This window comes from Amycolatopsis silviterrae, assembly GCF_042684085.1.
GTDB lineage: Bacteria > Actinomycetota > Actinomycetes > Mycobacteriales > Pseudonocardiaceae > Amycolatopsis > Amycolatopsis silviterrae.
Window position 1 is genome coordinate 193,759 of sequence record NZ_JBHUKS010000005.1, and the last position, 18,356, is coordinate 212,114.

Annotated in this window: 19 protein-coding genes; 4 read left to right on the forward strand and 15 right to left on the reverse strand. The window is 73.2% G+C overall.

Going from position 1 to position 18,356, the window contains the following annotated elements; genetic code table 11:
* Nucleotides 1-249 precede the first annotated feature (249 nt).
* Nucleotides 250-2,241 (reverse strand): NAD-dependent DNA ligase LigA, encoded by a 1,992-nt coding sequence (gene ligA / locus ACFSVL_RS09090; RefSeq protein ID WP_378302359.1) that lies wholly within the window; start codon nucleotides 2,239-2,241, stop codon nucleotides 250-252.
* A gap of 379 nt (nucleotides 2,242-2,620) precedes the next feature.
* On the opposite strand from ligA, the gene ACFSVL_RS09095 reads away from it, so the two are divergent.
* Complete coding sequence (locus tag ACFSVL_RS09095; RefSeq protein WP_378302443.1) at nucleotides 2,621-2,908, forward strand: ATP-binding domain-containing protein; 288 nt, start codon at nucleotides 2,621-2,623, stop codon at nucleotides 2,906-2,908.
* Here ACFSVL_RS09095 and ACFSVL_RS09100 read toward each other — a convergent pair.
* Both ACFSVL_RS09100 and ACFSVL_RS09105 read right to left on the reverse strand, forming a co-directional pair.
* Complete coding sequence (locus ACFSVL_RS09100; RefSeq protein WP_378302361.1) at nucleotides 2,886-3,356, reverse strand: hypothetical protein; 471 nt, start codon at nucleotides 3,354-3,356, stop codon at nucleotides 2,886-2,888. The genes ACFSVL_RS09095 and ACFSVL_RS09100 overlap by 23 nt on opposite strands.
* Nucleotides 3,357-3,506: 150 nt before the next feature.
* On the reverse strand, nucleotides 3,507-5,129 hold the full coding sequence (locus ACFSVL_RS09105; protein ID WP_378302363.1) for a carboxylesterase/lipase family protein: 1,623 nt from the start codon (nucleotides 5,127-5,129) through the stop codon (nucleotides 3,507-3,509).
* Nucleotides 5,130-5,581: 452 nt separating this feature from the next.
* Here ACFSVL_RS09105 and ACFSVL_RS09110 point away from each other — a divergent pair, with 452 nt between their 5' ends.
* Entirely contained in the window at nucleotides 5,582-6,016 is a 435-nt protein-coding gene (locus tag ACFSVL_RS09110; protein ID WP_378302365.1) for a hypothetical protein, read from the forward strand.
* A gap of 4 nt (nucleotides 6,017-6,020) precedes the next feature.
* Here the strand turns inward: ACFSVL_RS09110 and ACFSVL_RS09115 are convergent, their stop codons facing one another.
* From ACFSVL_RS09115 to ACFSVL_RS09125, 3 genes are all read right to left on the reverse strand, one after another.
* On the reverse strand, nucleotides 6,021-6,419 hold the full coding sequence (locus tag ACFSVL_RS09115) for a hypothetical protein (protein ID WP_378302366.1): 399 nt from the start codon (nucleotides 6,417-6,419) through the stop codon (nucleotides 6,021-6,023).
* Nucleotides 6,420-6,633: 214 nt separating this feature from the next.
* The gene (locus ACFSVL_RS09120; protein ID WP_378302368.1) at nucleotides 6,634-7,437 is read right to left on the reverse strand and encodes a GAF and ANTAR domain-containing protein; all 804 of its coding nucleotides are present in this window, start codon (nucleotides 7,435-7,437) and stop codon (nucleotides 6,634-6,636) included.
* A 70-nt stretch (nucleotides 7,438-7,507) separates the two neighbouring features.
* A complete protein-coding gene (locus tag ACFSVL_RS09125; RefSeq protein ID WP_378302370.1) occupies nucleotides 7,508-8,245 on the reverse strand; it encodes a GAF and ANTAR domain-containing protein in 738 nt (245 codons plus the stop codon).
* Nucleotides 8,246-8,571: 326 nt separating this feature from the next.
* Here ACFSVL_RS09125 and ACFSVL_RS09130 point away from each other — a divergent pair, with 326 nt between their 5' ends.
* Nucleotides 8,572-8,886, forward strand: coding sequence for a dsRBD fold-containing protein (locus ACFSVL_RS09130; RefSeq protein WP_378302372.1), 315 nt, complete (start codon nucleotides 8,572-8,574; stop codon nucleotides 8,884-8,886).
* On the opposite strand, the gene ACFSVL_RS09135 is transcribed toward ACFSVL_RS09130, so the two are convergent.
* Nucleotides 8,825-10,546 (reverse strand): sensor histidine kinase, encoded by a 1,722-nt coding sequence (locus ACFSVL_RS09135; RefSeq protein WP_378302374.1) that lies wholly within the window; start codon nucleotides 10,544-10,546, stop codon nucleotides 8,825-8,827. The genes ACFSVL_RS09130 and ACFSVL_RS09135 overlap by 62 nt on opposite strands.
* Before the next feature lie 136 nt (nucleotides 10,547-10,682).
* On the opposite strand from ACFSVL_RS09135, the gene ACFSVL_RS09140 reads away from it, so the two are divergent.
* The gene (locus ACFSVL_RS09140) at nucleotides 10,683-11,663 is read left to right on the forward strand and encodes an Acg family FMN-binding oxidoreductase (RefSeq protein ID WP_378302376.1); all 981 of its coding nucleotides are present in this window, start codon (nucleotides 10,683-10,685) and stop codon (nucleotides 11,661-11,663) included.
* Here ACFSVL_RS09140 and ACFSVL_RS09145 read toward each other — a convergent pair.
* From ACFSVL_RS09145 to ACFSVL_RS09180, 8 genes are all read right to left on the reverse strand, one after another.
* Nucleotides 11,660-12,325, reverse strand: coding sequence for a response regulator (locus tag ACFSVL_RS09145; RefSeq protein ID WP_378302378.1), 666 nt, complete (start codon nucleotides 12,323-12,325; stop codon nucleotides 11,660-11,662). The genes ACFSVL_RS09140 and ACFSVL_RS09145 overlap by 4 nt on opposite strands.
* 78 nt (nucleotides 12,326-12,403) lie before the next feature.
* On the reverse strand, nucleotides 12,404-14,116 hold the full coding sequence (locus ACFSVL_RS09150; protein ID WP_378302379.1) for a sensor histidine kinase: 1,713 nt from the start codon (nucleotides 14,114-14,116) through the stop codon (nucleotides 12,404-12,406).
* An 81-nt stretch (nucleotides 14,117-14,197) separates the two neighbouring features.
* Nucleotides 14,198-14,467: a hypothetical protein gene (locus tag ACFSVL_RS09155; protein ID WP_378302381.1), complete on the reverse strand. Its 270-nt coding sequence runs from the start codon at nucleotides 14,465-14,467 to the stop codon at nucleotides 14,198-14,200.
* 22 nt (nucleotides 14,468-14,489) lie between these two features.
* Complete coding sequence (locus ACFSVL_RS09160; protein WP_378302383.1) at nucleotides 14,490-15,383, reverse strand: universal stress protein; 894 nt, start codon at nucleotides 15,381-15,383, stop codon at nucleotides 14,490-14,492.
* Nucleotides 15,380-15,976 carry a CBS domain-containing protein gene (locus tag ACFSVL_RS09165; RefSeq protein WP_378302384.1) on the reverse strand — a complete coding sequence of 199 codons (597 nt, stop codon included), beginning with the start codon at nucleotides 15,974-15,976 and terminating at the stop codon, nucleotides 15,380-15,382. The genes ACFSVL_RS09160 and ACFSVL_RS09165 overlap by 4 nt, the downstream gene beginning before the upstream one ends.
* A 130-nt stretch (nucleotides 15,977-16,106) precedes the next feature.
* Nucleotides 16,107-16,691: a CBS domain-containing protein gene (locus ACFSVL_RS09170; RefSeq protein ID WP_378302386.1), complete on the reverse strand. Its 585-nt coding sequence runs from the start codon at nucleotides 16,689-16,691 to the stop codon at nucleotides 16,107-16,109.
* Complete coding sequence (locus tag ACFSVL_RS09175) at nucleotides 16,688-17,491, reverse strand: universal stress protein (RefSeq protein ID WP_378302388.1); 804 nt, start codon at nucleotides 17,489-17,491, stop codon at nucleotides 16,688-16,690. Before ACFSVL_RS09175 ends, ACFSVL_RS09170 begins: the two co-directional genes overlap by 4 nt.
* Nucleotides 17,492-17,682: 191 nt before the next feature.
* Entirely contained in the window at nucleotides 17,683-18,351 is a 669-nt protein-coding gene (locus tag ACFSVL_RS09180) for a CBS domain-containing protein (RefSeq protein WP_378302390.1), read from the reverse strand.
* Nucleotides 18,352-18,356 lie beyond the last annotated feature (5 nt).

The following is an 18,356-nucleotide window of genomic DNA, read 5'->3' on the forward strand; positions in this document are numbered from 1 at the left end:
CACGTCGGCAGGGCCGGGCACGGGTTGCCGACGCGAGTCCCGCTCGTTGCCGCATTGGCACCGGCACTCCGCGCACTCCCCTTTGCGGCGCAAGAGATCCGCGGCCATCCCGCCGCGCCAGCCCGGCCCGGCCCCGTCGCCGCTGTCCGGCCGCGCGACGTCCGGTCCTGCCGACGGCCGCACCGTGGGCGCCGGTTCGTCGCGGCAGGCAAGCGAACCCGGCTGCCCCGAACCGGAGCCCAGGCGGGTTCAGACCACCCCGGCCGCGATCAGCTGCTCCCAGATCACCCCCTGGTCAACGACCTCGACGCCGAATTTCTCGGCCTTCGTGAGCTTGCTCGCGCCGACGTCGGCCCCGGTGATCAGCAGGTCGGTGCTCGCCGAGACCGATGACGCGGTGGTCGCGCCCGCGGTTTCGCACAGGCGCTGGAACGTGGGGCGCGGCACCTTCTCCCCGGAGCGCGGGTCGCTGATCGCGCCGGTGACCACCACCGTCTTGCCCTCCAGCGGGGCGCCGGCCACGACCGCGGGAGGGAGGTCTTCCTCAAGGACGTCCAGGGACACCCCGCGTTCCCGCAGGCGCTCCAGTTCCGGGCGCAGCCGGGTGAGGTGTTCGACCAGCGAGGCGGCCACCTTCGGGCCGATGTCCTCCACCGCGACGAGACCGTCCTCGCCCGCGTCCAGGACCGCTTCCAGGGAACCGAAACCGGCGCGGCACAGGCGGGCGGCGGTGCCTTCCGACGCCATCGGGATCGCGAGCCCGATCAGCGCGCGGCGCAGGCCCACCCGGCGGCTGGCGTCGATCGAGTCGATCATCCGCGTCGCGGAGACCTCGCCGATGCGGTCGAATTCCAGCAGGCGTTCCTTGGTGAGCAGGTAGAAGTCCGACGGGTGTTCCAGGATCCCGGCCTCGGCGAGCCGTTCGATCCACACGCCGCCGATCGCGTCGATGTCCGCGGCCGCGCGGGACGCCCAGTGGATCAGCCGCCGCACGGTCTGGGCCGGGCAGGACACGTTGGTGCAGAACAGTTCCCGGCTGTTGCCCTGTTCGGTGAGCGGCTGTTCGCACGACGGGCACGTGGACGGCGGCACGATCTCCCGCTCCGCCCCGGTGCGTTTCGACTCGTCCAGCACGCCGGCGACGAACGGGATCACGTCGCCCGCCCGGCGCACCAGCACGGTGTCGCCGATCTTGATGCCGCGGGCGCGGATGACCTCCTGGTTGGCCAGCGTCGCGCGGGTGACCGTGGTGCCGCCCACGAACACCGGCTCCAGCCACGCGACCGGCGCGATCTTGCCGGTCTTGCCGACGTCCCAGACCACATCGGACAGCACGGTCGTCTTCTCCTCGGCGGCGAACTTGTACGCCAGCGCCCCGCGCGGCGAACTCGACCGGGTGCCCGCGGCGGCGTACGCGCCGCGGTCGGCGAGCCGCAGGACGGCGCCGTCGATGTCGTAGTCCAGGTCGTTGCGCTGCTGTTCGATGGCGGTGATCACCGCCTGCGCGGTCTCGGCGTCCTCGCAGCGGCGCATGTCCGCCGCGGTGAACCCGAGCGCCAGCAGGCCGCTGCCGAGGTCGGTTTCCGCGCTGCCGGGCTCGGTGTCCAGGTCGAAGGCGAAAAACCGCAGCCGCCGCTCGGCGACCGCGGCCGGGTCTTTCGCGCGCAGCGTGCCCGCCGCCGCGTTGCGCGGGTTGATCAGCGGTTTGTCCGGGTGCGCGGTGTTGTAGGCGGCGAACGTCGAGCGCAGCATCACCGCCTCGCCGCGCACCTCGACCCGGCCCGGCGCGCCGACCTGGTGCGGAATCCCGTCCGCGAGCGCCCGGACCAGCATCGTCACGTCGTCCCCGGTGGTGCCGTCGCCGCGGGTGACCGCCCTGGCCAGGCGGCCGTCCTCGTACACCAGGGCCAGCGACAGCCCGTCGAGCTTCGGCATCACCACCACCGGCTGGCCGGGGAACCGCGCGAAGAACGCCTCGACCTGCTCCGGCCGCGTCGCCTTCTCCAGCGACAGCATCGGCCGCGAATGCCGGATCGGCGCGTGCAGCACCGCCGGCCCGCCCACCTGCTCCAGCGGGTTCGGGTCCGGAGCCAGCTCCGGGTTCGCCTCGACCAGCCCGCGCAGCTCGTCCTCGATCGCGTCGTACTCCGCGTCCGCCACCGAGGGCGAACCCCGGTAGTACGCGTCGCGCAGTGCCACGACCTGATCGGCGAGTTCCTGAATGCGTTCCCGAACGTCCACGGACCGGAACGCTACCTTCCCGCACCGACAAAACCGGGGTGCGACGCAAACCGGGGCGATCCGGACAGCGACGACCGGCCGCACGCCCGCTTCTTCAAGTCCGTGAGGGGCCCCCTGAGATTCCCAATGCCAGGAACCTAAGGCGGCGCGATGGATGCGTTTCGACGTGCGTCCGCCCAGGCCGAACGGGTCGGCGCGGGCCCTTGCCGAGCCCCGCCGCAGGCGTCGGGACCAGGATCGTCGTCCGTGAAGGAACGGTCATATGGGCATCAATCGTGCGTTTCGGTTGCGCTTGCGTACTTTGTGGACAGTTAGCAGGCGTGAGGCCCGTGCCATGGGTACCTGACATGGGGCCGAGGGACACAGTGGACAGTTGGCGGTGATCGCTCCGCAACGGCATCTCGCGGTGCTGCGGAAGGCGTTGGGGCTGGCAGCTACGGCGATCACCGATCCGGTCGTGGTGCTGACGCCGGGGCAGGCCAAGGGGCTGGAGTTCGATTCGGTGCTGATCGCGGACCCGGCCGCGATCCTCGGCGCTCCCCTGGGCCGCAACGACCTCTACGTCGCGATGACGCGTGCGACCCGGCGGCTTGGCATCGTCCATTGTGGACCGGTGCCGGCCGAGCTGGCCCGGATCCGCGAGGTCAGGACGTTTCGAGTTCCTTGAGCGCGCGGGCGAGCCGCGTGATCAGGGATCGTCCGTCGTCGACCTGGAGCCGGGCGAATTCGTAGCCGAGGACGCCCTCGCCGGTGACGCCGATCTGGCCCCGGAGCGCTTGCGCCACGCCGGAACGCAGTTCGGGTTCCGACACCCAGGCGAGCCGGTCGAGCGGCCACGAATGCAGCGGCTTTCCCGGCGCGGCCCGGAAGACGCCGCCGACGGCGAACAGGGCGACCCGGTGCGAGGTAAGAGAAAAGACGAACCGGGCGGGCGTGGCGATCGGTACCTGCGGGGCCTGGCCGCGGCGCGCGGCCAGCGCCATCCCGGCCGCGCCCGCGAGCCCGGCGATGCCCGCCGCGCCGCCGGTGCGGAACGCGAGCAGAGCGTCCAGCACGCGCTCGCCGGGCACGAGGTCCCCGGCGAGCCGGGTCTCGGCCTTTTCCCGCAGCGTCACGATTCGCCGCCCTTCTCACTCCGTTCCCGGAGGCTATGCGCGCCGGGCGGCGGCGGGTGACGGGATTTTCGCCGACGGGCCGCGGCGGCGGGTCCGGAGCATCCGGACCCGCCGCGGGAACGTCCGTCACCTCCTTTCCGGGCTATCGGGTCACCGCTGCTGGGCGAAGGGAGCCAGCGGGTTCCAGAGCCCGTTGCAGTGGTGCTGGCGCGGGATCTCGGTGGTGAGCTGGCTGTCCCCCGCCGCGTTGAGCGACATCACGACCGGGTTGCTTTCGGTGAACGGCTCCCAGTGCGGGGTGCCGTCCACGGTGGGGTTGCCGGTCCGGGCGAACCCGGTCCACTGCGCCACCAGCTGGTCGGACAGCACCTTCTGGTTGGGGTTGAGCTCGACCCCGGGCGGCGGGGTCAGCAGCATCCCCTCGGCGACGTGGTAGGCGCCGTTCGGTTTGGTGCGGTCGAGGAAGAACGCCGGCGGGACGTCCGTGTCGTCCATTTCGTAGGCGAATACCGGGATGTGCCGCGACAGCCGCTCGTCGTTCAGCAGCGCGGGGCAGACCGAGTTGGAGTCGGCCACGATGGTCCGGAAAGCGAGGAAGGGGGCCGGTTTCGGGAAGCGTTTCAGCGGATAGACCTGGCTGACCTCCTTGGCGTGCTCGCCGTACTGCTGCGCCACCAGCGTCCGGTAGTCCTCCGGGGTCGAGGCGGGCGGCAGCTGGACCTCGTCACGGGCCACGCCGTGCATCAGCGCCACCTTGTTGACCCGCCCCTTGGCGAACGCCTCCCCCGGCGACATCGTCAGCGTGGTGCCGTTGACGATCGGCGCGATCGTGCCGCTGTCCGGGCTCATCCCGTTGCCCGCCTGCTTCAGCAGGGCCGACACCGGGGCCTTGCGCAGGCAGGCGCCCGCGTTGTCCTGGCAGCCCAGCGCTTTCGCGAACCGCGCCCCGGCCTGCTGGGCCTGTTCCTCGTCCGGCAGATCTGCCTTGCAGTCCTGCGGCTGCCATTGGACATCGTTGCCCAGCAACGAGTTGTACTCGCCGTTCTGGCTGATGCCGCGCTGGAACAACCCCGCCGCGGTCGGCGAAACGGTGTGGTCGCAGACGCTCGACCCGCCCGCGGACGCGCCGTAGATCGTGACGTTGTGCGGGTCGCCGCCGAACTTCGCGATGTTGCGCTGCACCCAGCGCAGCGCGGCCTGCTGGTCCTGCAGCCCGTAGTCGCCCGCGTGCGCGCCGAACGCCTGGTGGGCGAGGAACCCGAAAATCCCGAGCCGGTAGTTGACCTCGACGCTGATCACGCGGCCCTCGGTCACCAGCCTGCTCGCGTTCTGCGCCTGCAGGATCAGGAATCCGCCGCCGTGCAGCTGCACCATCACGGGCAGCTTCCCGTGCCCGGGATTGGCCGGCGCCCGGACGTTCAGGTTCAGGCAGTCCTCGGTCTCCGATCCCGGGCCGAGGCCGGCCAGCTGCGGGCACGCGTTGCCGGGCGCGGTCGCGGCGAACGGCTCGGTCCACTTGGCCGGCCGTTTCGGCGGCGCCCAGCGCAGGTCGCCGACCGGCGGCGCGCCGAAGCGGATCCCCTCCCACGACCGGACGTCGGGCCCCGCGATCCCGCACACCGGGCCGTCGTCGGTCTTCACCGTGGTGTCCGGCGAGCACGCCGGCGGCGCGGCCCCGGCGCGGTCGCTGGCCAGCGAAGCCGAACCGGCCAGCGAAGTCGCCACGAGCGCGACCGCGGCCAGCGCGACGGCTGCCTTCCCGTCAAGTCTCATCCGTCCTCCCTTGTTCCCGTCCAGCCGGGACGGCCGGATGAGAAGACGCGGGAAATCCACGCACCGAACAGGCGGCCTACCGGCATGGGCTCGACATCACGGACGGCCGTTTCCCGGCCGTCGCCACGAGAACTGCCGCGGACCGCGCGTTCCCGCCTTCCTCCAGTCTGGCCGCAGGCGGAAAAGGCACAACCTCCGTTCGGGGGCGCGGGAACTGTCAAATTCCCGGGCAGAATGGTCTTTGTCGGGGATCGGCCGAATACGACTATTCCGATTCGGCGCACGGGCGCGAAATCCGCGGGAAAATGCGTGCCTCGCACGAGAGTGTCCGATTCGGGCCGCACGTCCTCCGGGTCGGGTCCTCCGGCCCTGCCCGCCGGGACCGGGGCGTACCTACCGTGGTCGGCACCTCGTACACCTCGTAGACGAGAACTGGCGAACCGAGGTGGCCCGTGCGCTCTCGCATCGAATGGCGGCTGGCCTGCGGCTGCGTGTTCCTGCTGGGCACGCTCGGCCCAGCGCTGCCCGTCCGGCTGTTCGCGCTGGTCGCGGCCCTCGCGACCGGCGCGGTCGTGGTGTGCGCGATCCGTCCGGGGCACCCGCCGCGCCGGGCGCGGAGAAGGCTGCTCGCCGCGGCGGCCGCTGGAATGCTGGGCATGCTGCTGGGCTGGCTCGTCCACGCCGGCGGGCTCGTGGCGTCCGCCGCCGGTCTGCTGATCGTGCTTTCGCTGTGCAGCTGGACAGTCCGGTACACCGCGGCGCGAAAACGGGCGATTCCGCGCCCGCGCGAATACGTTTCCCCGCCGGATGACCTGATGCGGGCACGGCGAACCGGCGCTCCGCCCAGCCGTTCGCGTTATCCGGACGGCAGAGAGCGCGCGAGCTGAGCGGTCAGCAGGGCTGCCCGCCCGGCAGCCTGCGCAGCGGATGCTCCTCGCCCGCGTTCCACGCCAGCGCCGCCTCGACCTGCCCGTCCGACAGCCGGGCCCGGCGGGCGAGTTCGGCCAGCGAGGCCTGTCCCGCGGACCGGCTGGCCTGGCACAGCAGGCCGAACCACCACTGCGCGTCGACCCAGTCGCGGCGGGCCCGCTCCACCAGCTGCGCCATGTGCTCGTCGCCGCAGGCGTAGACGAGCCGCTGGCCGTGCCGGGCGAAATCGAGCGGATCGACGCGCGAGGAATCGGGGACGAGCGCGGTCTGCAGTTTCCCGGGCGGGATCTGCTCGCCGCACCGCTCGCACGATTTCCGCCTGCGGGTGCGGAAAACTGCTTCGGGAGACGAAAGCGACATCAGACACTCCGGACGGTCAGCACGGGTTCCATGTCGCAGATGTCAGAAAGCCAGGGGCTAGGGCCGCACGGCATCTGCATGTTCCCAGGCGGGATCCCCGGGGGATCCCGGTCCGGGAAACCTACCGTAACGGCGGCCGCGCGGCCTTGCCAAGACGTCCGTTAGTGCTGCCGCGCCCCGCCCGGTCCGCGACGCGGTGCACGGAGCGGGGCCGTTACGGTGATTCCGGGTGGATTCCGCCGCGGCGCGGGTGACGCTTCGCGCCGGGCTGGCCGAGAATCCGCTCCGGCGGAAGTTCGCCGCGCACCACCGCTTCGGCCACCTGGCTGAGCCGCGCGTTGTGCCCGCGGCTGTAGGCGCGCAGCCGGTCGAACGCCACCTCCATCTCCAGCCCGCCCGCGTGCGCCAGCACTCCCTTCGCCTGTTCGATCACGACCCGGCTGTTCAGCGCGTGCTGCAACTGCTCGGTCAGCTGTTCCCCGCGCCGGACGGCGCGCTCGTGCAGAATCCCGATCGTCGCGATGTCCGCGAGCGCGCGGGCCACGCTCAGCGCGGACCCGGGCAGCGCGCTCGCGTCGCGGCCGAACAAGCTCAGCGTGCCGATCACCTGCCGCCGCAACCGCAGCGGCAGCGCGTGCACGGACCGGAACCCCGCCGCGGCAGCTTCCGGCGCGAACAGCGGCCACCGGGCCTTCTCGACGGTCACGTCCTCGACGTGCACCTGCTCGCCGCTGCCGTAGGCGTCCCGGCAGGGCCCCTGTTCGGTCTGCAGCTGCAGCAGCTCGAGCGTCCGGCTGCTTTCGTCCGACGACGCCGCCACCTCCAGGCCGCCGCGCTGGTCGGCGAGCAGCAGCCCGGCGGCCGAAGCGCCGAGCAGGGTCACGCAGTATTTCGCGAGCCGGTGCAGCAAGTCCGCCACGTCGTATTCGTCGACCAGCGTGTCGGCCATCTCCACGAACGCGCGCAACAGCTCGTTTTCGCTCGATGACGTGACCGCGCCGGCGAACCCGTCGCTCATCGGTCTTTCTCCTCCCACTGGCGGGGCTCCCGCGCGCACCTCGCGTGGAACCCCCCGGTCCGACAGGGTTTCATGCCTCGATCTCCCGCGGGTGCAGCCGCCGGGCGACGAGGTCCCGCGCGACCTCGTCCAGCAGCCTCCCCCGGGAATACGCGTACGCCCGCAGGCGGACAAGCGCCTGTTCCGCGGAAACGGCGAACTCCGCGATCACGATCCCGGTGGCCTGGTGCACCACGGCACTGTCCCGCGCCGGCCCGCCGGCCGCCCCGTTGCCGGCTTCCCCGGCGAGGCCCGCGGTAACCACGGCCAGCAACGCGCTGGTCACGAAGTCGGTCCCGCGCAGGATCGTCGCCAGTTCCTCGTCCGAGAGCCATCCCGCGGCCCGCCGGTAGGTATCCACCGAGCCGAGCGTCGCGGCCCCGCGCCGCAGCGGAAACGCGAATATGCCGCCGATTCCGGCCATTCCGGCCTCCGTGGCGAACACCGGCCACGACGAGGGAAGGCGCTGGGACAGGTCCGGCACCAGCACCGGCCGCCCGGTCTCGAACGCCTCGAACGACGGGCCCTCGCCCAGGCTGAACTGCACCGCGTCCAGGTGCTCGACTACCGGATCGCTGGCCAGCACGAGCGTGCGGTTCCCTCCGGCGGCCATCAGCGAGACGGCGGCGCCGTCGACCGGCAGCAGCTTCACGACCGAGCGGCACACCCCGGTCAGCGCGGCCGCGGCGTCCCGGCCTTCGCGCAACGCCGCCAGCAGTTCCGAGAGCAGGGGCGACACCGCGCCGGCGAAATCACCGACTCCCGTCACTGCCTGTTTCACCGCCTTCCCGGGTCCGGAACCAGCCGAGTTCCGCAGCAGCGCCGGACGGCTTCCCCACCTTACCCGGGGCGGGCGCGCCGGGCGTCCGGAGCTGTCCGCAAGGGAGGGTCCACAGTGGACTCCCGCCGGGCGGAAACCGCGCGCTGCCCGTCCGGGCGGTTTTCCGCCCGCCGCGGACCTCCGCCGGGGCCGCGGCGACCTCCGTCTCTGTCCCCGCCCCCGCGCGGCGGGAAGAACCCGAAGGCGCGCAGAGGACTTCCGGCCCTTCCCTCCCCCGGCCTGGCCTGCGACGGTGAACCCGGAACGGAGCTGACATGACCGAGACCCCAGAACAGTGGACGCTCGCGATCGCGTTCGACCGGACCGCGCACTACACCCGCGCCCACGCGGTGCTGCGGACCGCCGACGGGGACGAGTTCTCCGGCGTCGGCCTCGCGCACAGCGCGGCCGAGGGACGCGGGCTCACCCACGTGGCCGGGTATCTCGCCGCCGGGCGCGCCTTGTGCGACCTCTCCCAGGAACTGCTGGAGGCGGTCGTGGTCGACGTCGACGCCGAGCTGAACCAGCTCAGCGCAACGGTGCCGACCACTCGAGCCGGAGACCGCCGCCCGGACGCGCTCCGAGCGTGAACTCCCCGCCCGCCGACTCCGCCCGCTCCCGCAGATTGCCCAGCCCTCTCGGCGAAACGTCGTCCGGCAGTCCCGATCCGTCGTCCGTGACCATCACGCGCACCGCCTCGTCGCGGACCGACACCGAAACCGACAACGTCGCCGCGCCCGCGTGCCGGACCGCGTTGCTGACCGCCTCCCGCACCACCGCTTCCACGTGCTCGGCCAGCTGTGCGGGCACCGCGTCGAGCGGGCCGGACATGCTGACCGTCGGGTGCAGCGGCGCGTCGTCGGTGAGTTCCGCGATCGCGTCGTGCAGCCGGTGCCGCAGCCGGACCCCGCCCGCCGCGCCGCCGTGCAGGTCGAAGATCGCGGTGCGGATCTCGCGCACGATCTCGTGCATCTGGTCGATGCTCTCCTGCAACCGCCGCCGCAGCTCCGGCGTTTTCGCCCGGCGCTGCGTGCTCTGCATCGACAAGCCCACCGCGAACAGCCGCTGGATCACGTGATCGTGCAGATCCCGCGCGATCCGGTCCCGATCGGACAGCACGTCCCGCTCCCGCGCCGCCCGCTGCTGCGCGGCCAGCTGCAACGCCAGCGCCGCCTGGTCCGCGAACGACGCCAGCACCGGCAGCTGCGCCGTCTCGAACGGAGCGGATCCCGGGTCCCGCAACGCGATCAGCACCCCCGACGTGTGGTCGCCCGCGCGCAACGGCACCACCAGCGCCGGGCCGCGGCCGCGGTCGTGCAGCAGCTGCAGTTCGGCCATCCGGCGCGGTGTCCGGTCCTGGTAGACCGCCCCCGGAACGGTGCCCTCGACCGGCAAGCGCAGCCCGGTCAGGTCGCCCGCGTCGCCGCCCGCGCACACCGTGACGGTCAGCTCGGCCGGTTCGCGGTCCCATTCCTCGTCCACGTCGAGCCGTCCCGCGCCCGGCAGCGCGAGCATCGTGACGTCCGAGCCGGTCAGCTCCAGCGCCCGGCCCGCGATCAGCTCCAGCGCGTCCACCGGGTCGGTGCCGCCGAGCAGCTCCGTGGTCACCTCGCTGGTCGCCCCCAGCCAGCGCTGCCGCAGCCGGGTCTGCTCGTAGAGATGCGCGTTCTCGATCGCGATCCCGGCCGCGGCGGCCAGCGCCTGCACGATCACCTCGTCGTCGTCGGTGAACTCCGCGCCGTCCTTCTTCTCGGTGAGGTAGAGATTGCCGAACACCTCGTCGCGGACCCGCACCGGCACGCCGAGGAACGAGTGCATCGGCGGATGGTTCGCCGGGAACCCGACCGACGCCGGATGTGCGGAGATCTCGTTCAGCCGCAACGGTTTCGCGTCGTCGATCACCAGTCCGAGCAGCCCGTGCCCCTCGGGGAGGTGCCCGATCCGCTCGCGGGTCTCCGCGTCGATGCCCAGGTACACGAACTCGGCCAGCGCGCCGTCGTCGCCGAGCACGCCGAGCGCCCCGTAGTGGGCTTCGCCGAGTTCGACCGCGGCCTGCACGATCCGGCGGAGCGTCGCGTCCAGTTCCAGGCCCGAGGCGACCGCGAGGACCGCCTCCAGCAGGCCGTCCATCTTGTCCCGGGTGCCGATCAGCAGCTCGATCCGCTCCTGCAGATCGCGCAGCGTCTCCCGCAGCCGCAGCTGCGACAGCGTCCCGGACAGCCTCCGGGCGCCCTCTCCGGTTTCCGGCATCAAGACCCGCTTTCGCCCCTCGGCGTCCTCAGACAGATGACTTTCGCCCCTGTGCGCCCCCGTCCGGCGGACGCATGCTGAAGCTCACGACCAAGCACGACACAGTGTCCCGCGTTTCGCGGTCCCGGGGGGAAGGATGACCCTTCAGGTGGCGCCGTCCGGCCGGCTCAGCGCCGAACAGGTGACGGCGGTCCTGCATTCGGCCACCCTGGCGCCGTCCACGCACAACACCCAGCCCTGGCTGTTCAGCGTCGGGCCGGCCGGGATCGAGCTGTACGCCGACCCCGACCGCACGCTGCCCGTCTCCGACCCGGACCGGCGCGAGCTGCTGCTCTCCTGCGGGGCCGCGCTGTTCAACCTGCGCACCGCGATCCACGCGGCCGGCGCCCACCCGGTCACCACCTTTTTCCCCCGCCGCGGCGACCCCGACCTGCTCGCACTGGTCAAACCGCGCGGGGCCGCCGCGACCGACCGCAAGCTCGCCTCGCTGGCCGCCGCCATCGCCCGGCGGCACACCAACCGCACGCCGTTCACCGCGAAACCGGTCCCCGCCGGGGCGATGGGCGCGCTGCGGCACGCGGCCGAGGTCGAGCACGCCTGGCTGCCGCGGCTCGACCCGGACCAGCTCGCCGGGCTCAAGGAGCTGATCCGCGAAAGCCACCGCCTCCAGACCGCCGACCCGGCCTTCCTCGCCGAATGGCGGCGCTGGACCGGACGCGGCCGCGGCAAGCGCGACGGCGTGCCCTTCGCCGCCGGAGGGGCCGTCACCGCCGACGACACCTGGGTGCTGCGCGACTACGGCGGCGGCTCCCGCGCCCCGGGCGCCGCGCCGATGGTCGTGGTGATCGGGACGTTCGCCGACCTGGCGATCGACCGGCTGCGCGCCGGGCAGGCGATGCAGCGCGTCCTGCTGACCGCCACCGCGCGCGGGATCGACGCGTCGTTCATCTCCCAGCCGGTCGAGGTGCCCGCGATCCGCGCCCGGCTCCGGGAGCTGCTCGGCGGCGGGCTCTGGCCGCAGATCGTGCTCCGGCTCGGCTACGGCGCGCCGGTTCCGCGGACGCCGCGCCGCGCGCTGGAGGACATCCTCGTCACCCCGTCCCCGCTCAGCGTTTAGCCGCCCGTCTGGCCGCCCGGCCGGTGCGGGCGGCCGCGCAATTCCGTCGCCAGCACGGCCGCCTGCGTGCGCCGTTCCATGCCCAATTTGGTCAGCAGCCGCGACACGTAGTTCTTCACCGTTTTCTCCGCGAGAAACATTCGCTCGGAAATCTGCCGGTTCGTCAATCCTTCCCCGATCAGTCCCAGCAGCGTGCGTTCCTGTTCGGACAGCTGCGACAACGGCCCGCGCTGCTTTTCCGCGCTGTCGCGCAGTTTCGCCATCAACGCCGCCGCCGCGTGCGCGTCCAGCAGCGACTTCCCCGCCCCCACCTCGCGCACCGCCGAAATCAGGTCGAGGCCCTTGATGTCCTTGATGACATACCCGGCGGCCCCGGCCAGCACCGCGTCCAGCATCGCCTGTTCGTCCGTGTAGGACGTCAGCATCAAGCACTTCAGCTCCGGCGAGCGGGACCGCAGCTCCCGCGCCAGCTCGATCCCGTTGCCGTCGGGCAGCCGCACGTCCAGCACCGCCACATCCGGCCGCAGCGCCGGAATCCGCGCGAGCGCCTGCGAAACGTCGCCCGCCTGGCCGACCACGGTCAGCTCCTCGTCCTCCTCCAGCAGATCGGCGACCCCACGCCGGACCACCTCGTGATCGTCCACCAGGAAAACCCGCAGCATCGGTCCTTCCCCACTTCCGGGTCCGTTCGTGTGTCGAGCCTACGGCGCGCCGCCCGCTCCGGCGGCGGGCGAAAGTCCTCAATCCCCCGGCGACGGTGGCGTTTTCACCGGAATCGACCAGCTCAGCCGGGAATCGGCGACGGTCAGCGTCCCGCCCCGGCGGTTCGCCCGCTCCCCCAGCGCGGCCAGCTCGGGCGCGGCCGACACGGCCAGGTCCCCGGCCCCCGCGCACCGGACGGTCACCGTCGTCCGCTCCGGCTCCGCCCGGATCTCGACCTCCGCCGATTCGGCCGACAGCCGCCGGGCGACGAGTCGCAGGGCGTCGGCGAGCAACGGCACCACGACGTCGGACGGCACCGGTTCGAGTTTCCCGGTCAGCTGCGTGGACACCGCGAGGCCGAGTTCCTCGCGGGCCTCGGCCAGCACCCGCAGCACCTGGTCGCGGATCGGCTCCGGAGCAGGCGGCAGGGCGTCGTCCAGCTGGAAAACGGTCTGCTGCACGTGGTTGATGACGTCGTCGAGGTCGGCGATCGTCTCGCGCAGCCGGGCGGCGACCACGGCCGATTTGGCCAGCCCCGCCGTGGTCTGCAGCGACAGCCCGGTGGCGTAGAGCCGCTGCAGGATCTCGCTGTGCAGCCGCGCCGCGATCCGGTCGCGTTCGTCGTGCAGCGCGGCGTCCTCGCGTTCGGCCCGCGCCTGCGCCAGTTCGAGCGCCACCGCCGCCTGGTCGGCGAACCAGGCCGCCATCTCCAGGTCGTCGGGCGTGAACGCCGGGCGGCCGGCCAGCCGCGCGACGGTCAGCACCCCGGCCACCGTCCCGTTCCCGGCGAGCGGCACCAGCAGCACCGCGTCGAGGTTCAGGGTCAGCACGGACGGCACGGCCAGCCGCGCCAGCTCGTCCGGCCACGAACCGATTTTCGGCTCACCGCTGGCGAACACCGTGCCGGCCACAGTGGACGCGGCGAGCAGCTCCCGGCCGGCCAGCTCCGCCGCGCCGGCGCCGACCGCGCGCTCGACGCGGAGGTACCCTTCCCGCTCCGCCGGGCGGGTGACCGAGACCAGGTCCGCGGACGCGAGCGCCCGCGCGTAGTCCACGACGCGGGCCAGCGGGTCGCCGAGATCGGCCGACAGCAGTTCCCTGGTCACCGCGGCGGAAGCGCGCAGCCACTCCTGCTGGTTCCGCGCGGTCTCGTACAGCCGCGCGTTTTCGATCGCGCTGCCCGCCGCCGCGGCCAGCGCGAGCGCCAGCTGCTCGTCCTCCGCGTCGAACCGGCCCTGTTCCGCGTCGGCGAGGTAGAGGTCGCCGAAGACTTCGCCGCGCACGCGGACCGGGACGCCGAGAAAGCTCGTCATCGGCGGATGCCCCTCGGGGAACCCGGTCGAGCGGGGGTCGTCCTGCAGCCGGTCCAGCCGGACCGGGCGCGGGTCCTCGACGACCGCGCCGAGCAGGCCCTTGCCCTCGGGCAGCCCGCCGATCCGCTTCACCGCCTCCGCGTCCATGCCGGTGTGCACGAATTCCACGAGCCGCCCGTCCGGCCCGATCACGCCCAGCGCCGCGTACCGCGCGCCGACCAGCTCGCACGCCGCCGCCACCAGCCGCCGCAGCAGCGCGGGAAGCGCGAGGCTGCCGGTGATGGACTGGGTCGCGCGCAGCAGCCCGCGCAGCCTGCCCTGCGTGCTGATGACTTCCTGGGCGCGTGCCACCAGCTCGCCGAGCAGCTGGTCCAGGTCCATCCTCGGCTGATCGGGAAACGTCAGCTTCGCGTGTTCGGGTGTGTCCCGCTGGTTCACCCCGGCTCCCTGCCCCGTCGGATCCGCTCCGGTCGCGCGGCGCCACTGGGAAATCAGTCTTGCGGGTCGCGCGGCGAACCGTCAAGCGCTCGAAAAGGGACCCGCCGCGATTTTCGGCACTGCACGCGAAAACGCGCGTGCCGGGGTCTCGCACGGACGGGCGAATCGCGGGAAATCCTCGTCCCCGCCGGACGGGAACAGGTCCATCCGGTTGCGCGCCAGCGGGTCGAACGGGGCAGTGCGCGCGGCGGGCGCCGCCGCGGAATGGTGCTTCCGGCGGAATTCCGGCCATTCCCCGGATTTCCGGAGCTGTTGTCCTTTCGCCAGGAGTCCGCGCGACCGTTCCGTCATCCGGCCGGTCCATTGAGGACAGTCAGCGCCGCGTCTCCGGACGGACCACGAGGACCGGGCACGAGGAGTGGTGGATCAGCGCCTGGCTCGTGGATCCCAGCAGCATCCCGGCGAACCCGCCGCGGCCGCGGCTGCCGACGACGATCAGCTGCGCCCGCTCCGACTCCTCCAGCAGCACCTGCCTCGGCCGGTCGCGGACCAGCTTCCGGCGCACCTCGACGTCCGGGTACTTCTCCTGCCAGCCGTCGAGCCGGTTCGCCAGCAGCCGTTCCTCGACCGGCTGGCGGCGCGGGTCCCGCTCCGCCGCCGGGCGCGCGGTGCGCTCGATCGCGTCGCAGACGACGTCCGCCCAGGCGTGCACCGCGACGAGCGGGACCTTCCGGAAACTCGCCTCCTCGAACGCCGCCGCGATGGCCGCCTCGCTGTTCGGGCTCGTGTCGACGCCGACCGCCACCGGCCCGTCGAGCGGGACCGGGCCGTCGCCCCGGCGGCCGCGGACCACCGCCACCGGGCAGCCCGCGTTGCTCACCACGGCCGCGGCCGTCGCGCCGGCGAGCATGCCGGAAACGCCGTCGGTCCCGGTGCGGCCGAGCACGACCATCCGGGCGTCGCGGGACCGGTCGATCAGCAGGGCGGGCGCGGAATCGGTGTACACCTCGTTGCGGACCGGCGGCGCGTCCTCGACCGAAACCGCCAGGTCCGCCCCGGCGGCCGCGAGGCATCCGCTGTCGGCCGGCGAATCCGGGAAAAGCACGCCGGGCCCGCCGAAGCCGGCGGGCGCCGCGGTCTGCAGGCAGTGCACGAGTTCCAGTTCGAGGTCGCGTCCCTCGGCGAGCCGGGCGGCCCAGCGGACCGCCTCGGCGGCCCCGTCCCATCCGCCGATGCCGACGAGCACCGTGCGGTCCCGGCCGGTCACCGGCCCGCCCCGCCGTCCGCCGGTCCCGCGCCGACCACGCCGGGCACCGCGAGCGCCAGCAGGGTCGCGACGTCGCGGTCGGTCTCGTCGTCGTACCGGTCGGTGATGCGCACGATCCCCTCGTGCACCTCGACCTTCCAGCGGCCGGTCCCGCCGTAGACCTCGAGCCGGTGCCGCACGTCCGCCGCGATCGCGGTGTCGGCGCGGGCCAGCACGCGGACCACGTCGCCGCGCGTCACGATGCCGACCACGCGGGAGCCCTCGACGATCGGCATCGCCTGGCTCTTCCCGTCCACCAGCGCCCGGCAGAGGTCGGCGAGGTCGGCTCCCGGCGGCATCCCGGCGGCGGGCGAGGTCATCACCGCGCCGACGGTCGTCTCGATCGCGCCCGGGCGGTACGGACGGCGCGGTTCCGCCGGGGTCCGGCCGCGGGCCAGCTCGGCCTTGGTGACGATGCCGACCAGCCGCCCGTCGTCGTCCACCACCGGCAGCGCGGGGAAACCGCGTCCGGCCAGAATCCCGGCTGCCTCGTCGGCGGAGGTCCACGGACGGACCGTCTCCGCGGGCGAGGACATCAGATCGCGTGCGCGCATCAGATCCGTCCTTTCCCCTGTGCTGACCCGAAAGTAAGTCACCGGACGGGCCGCGCACGCCGGTCCGGAGTCACCGGCGCGAAGGACCAACGTCATCACCGGCGCGCGGCTGCGCCGTTCGGCGCAACGGTCACCGGCGCGGGGAAAGCCGCACCGCGACAACGCCTTCCGCGGTCAGCGCGAGCGCCTTGACGAGCCGGTGCTCGGCCTCGTCGGCGAACCCGCCGCGGATCGTGACGACCCCGCCCGCCACCGACACCTCCCAGTCGTTCCGGTGCCCGGCGTAGTCGTTCAGCAGCGCGCGCAGCCGGGACGCGATGGCGTCGTCCCGGCACACCAGCCGGGACAGGAGATCGCGCCGGCTCACGATCCCGGCCAGCTCGCCGCGGTCGGTCACCGGGACGCTGCGGAGCCGGTCGGCGAGCATGCGGACGGCGACCGCGCCGAGGCCGGCTTCGACGTCCACCGGGTCGACCGGTTTCGTCATGACGGCGTGCACGCGCAGGCCCGGCTCGCCCGTCCGGAGGCCCGCCAGCGCGTCCGCCTCGGTGAACATGCCCACGACCCGGTTCGCCTCGTCGACCACCGGCAGCGCCGCGACCGCGCGCGCGGCCAATGTCGCGACCGCGTCGACAACCAGCACGCCCGGCCCCACGCTGACCACCGGCCAGGTCATGATGTCCCGTGCTCGCAACGCTTTCTCCCGTCTCTTCACCGGGACACCCGGCGCACGACCGCGACCGGGCACGCCGCCCGCGCCAGCAGCCGGTTGCCGGTGGACCCGAGCAGCCCGCCGGTGACCGGCCCCCGGCCCCGGCCGCCGATCACGACCAGCTGCGCGCCTTCGACCGCCATCAGCGCCCGTCCCGCCGAACGCTCCCGCACCGCCCAGGTCCGCACCGCGACCTCCGGATGCTTGTCCGCCCACGCGGCGATGCACTCGCGCAGCGCGCGGTCCTCCTCGCCGGCCCGCCCCGGCCGGTCGGACCGGCGGTCGCGCCAGGCGCGCACCGCGACGAGCGGCACCTGCCTGCTCGCCGCGGCCTCGAAGGCGAACTCGCCGACGCGCTCGTCGCCGTCCACTCCGACCACGACCGCCCCGCCCGCCGCCGCGCGTCCGCGCACGACGACCACCGGGCAGTGCGCGCACGCCGCGGTCCGCAGGGCGACCGAGCCGATCGCCGCGCCGCGCAGGCCGCCGAGCCCGTGCGAACCCAGCACCACCAGCGAAACCGACCGCGACATCTCGACGAGCAGGTCGACCGCGAGCCCGGCCCGGACGACCGGCTGGGTCGCCACGCCCGGCGCCGCTTCCTCGGCGACCTGCGCGGCGCGGCTCAGCCACCGGTGCGCGCGGGGCTCCGCCCCGGCCCCCTCGCGGAGGCCGGCCTGGAACAGCCTCAGGCGGGCACCACGGCGCAGCGCTTCCGCGGCCGCCCAGCGGACCGCGGCCAGCGACGCCTCCGACTCGTCCACCCCGACCAGCACCGTGCCGTCGGGCCTCTTCCCGGACACCGCCTCGCCTCCCGTTCCGCCGCCGCTTCCGGCAGCCGGGTACACGGTGGCCTACTGGGCAGCGGTCCGGTCAGGGCCCGAAGTCCCTTCCGGCAGGGACGAAAGCGCGTCGGTCCACGGCGAACGGAAAGCGGCCACCGTCCGCACTGGACGGTGGCCGTTCCTCCCGTCCGGCGACGGGGAACCGGGAGTCACAACCCGCCCGCGGCCGGTTCTTCGGCCAAGACGATCCGGGCGTCCACTCCCACCCGCAAATGCTCCTTCACCGCCAGCACGCCGTCCACCCTGGCGACCAGCGCCAGAATCACCGGGATCACCGGCACCATGCTGTGCCGTTCCACCGTCCCGCTGAGCGACACCACGCCGTCGCGCACCGCCACGTCCAGCGAAGCCGGGTCGATGCACAGCTCCCGGTCGAGGACCTCGTCGCGCACTTCGTCGCGGATCGCGCTGTCCGGCCGCAGGAACACCCGCCCGAGGTCCGCGCGCGCGACGATGCCGACGAGGATGCGGCCGGCATCGACCACGGGCAGCCGGTGCACCCGGCTGGCGTCCATCCGCTGGACCGCGCACACGACGTCATCGTCCGCCCGCACGGTGACCGGCGGTGTGCTCATCACCTCGGCCACCGGACGCGGCCCGGCCTTGCGCCAGCCGAATCCGGTCCGCCGCAAGGGCTTCCGCGCCGTCAGATCGCCGCGCGTGACGACGCCGAGCACCTCGCCGTCCTCGGCGACGACCGGCGCGCCGCCGACGCCCCGCCGCTCCAGCAGCGCGGCGGCCGCTTTGACCGACGTGCCCGGCGCGACCGTGACGACGTCGGCCGTCATCACCGAACGGACCTGACGGGTCCTCTTCATTCCGC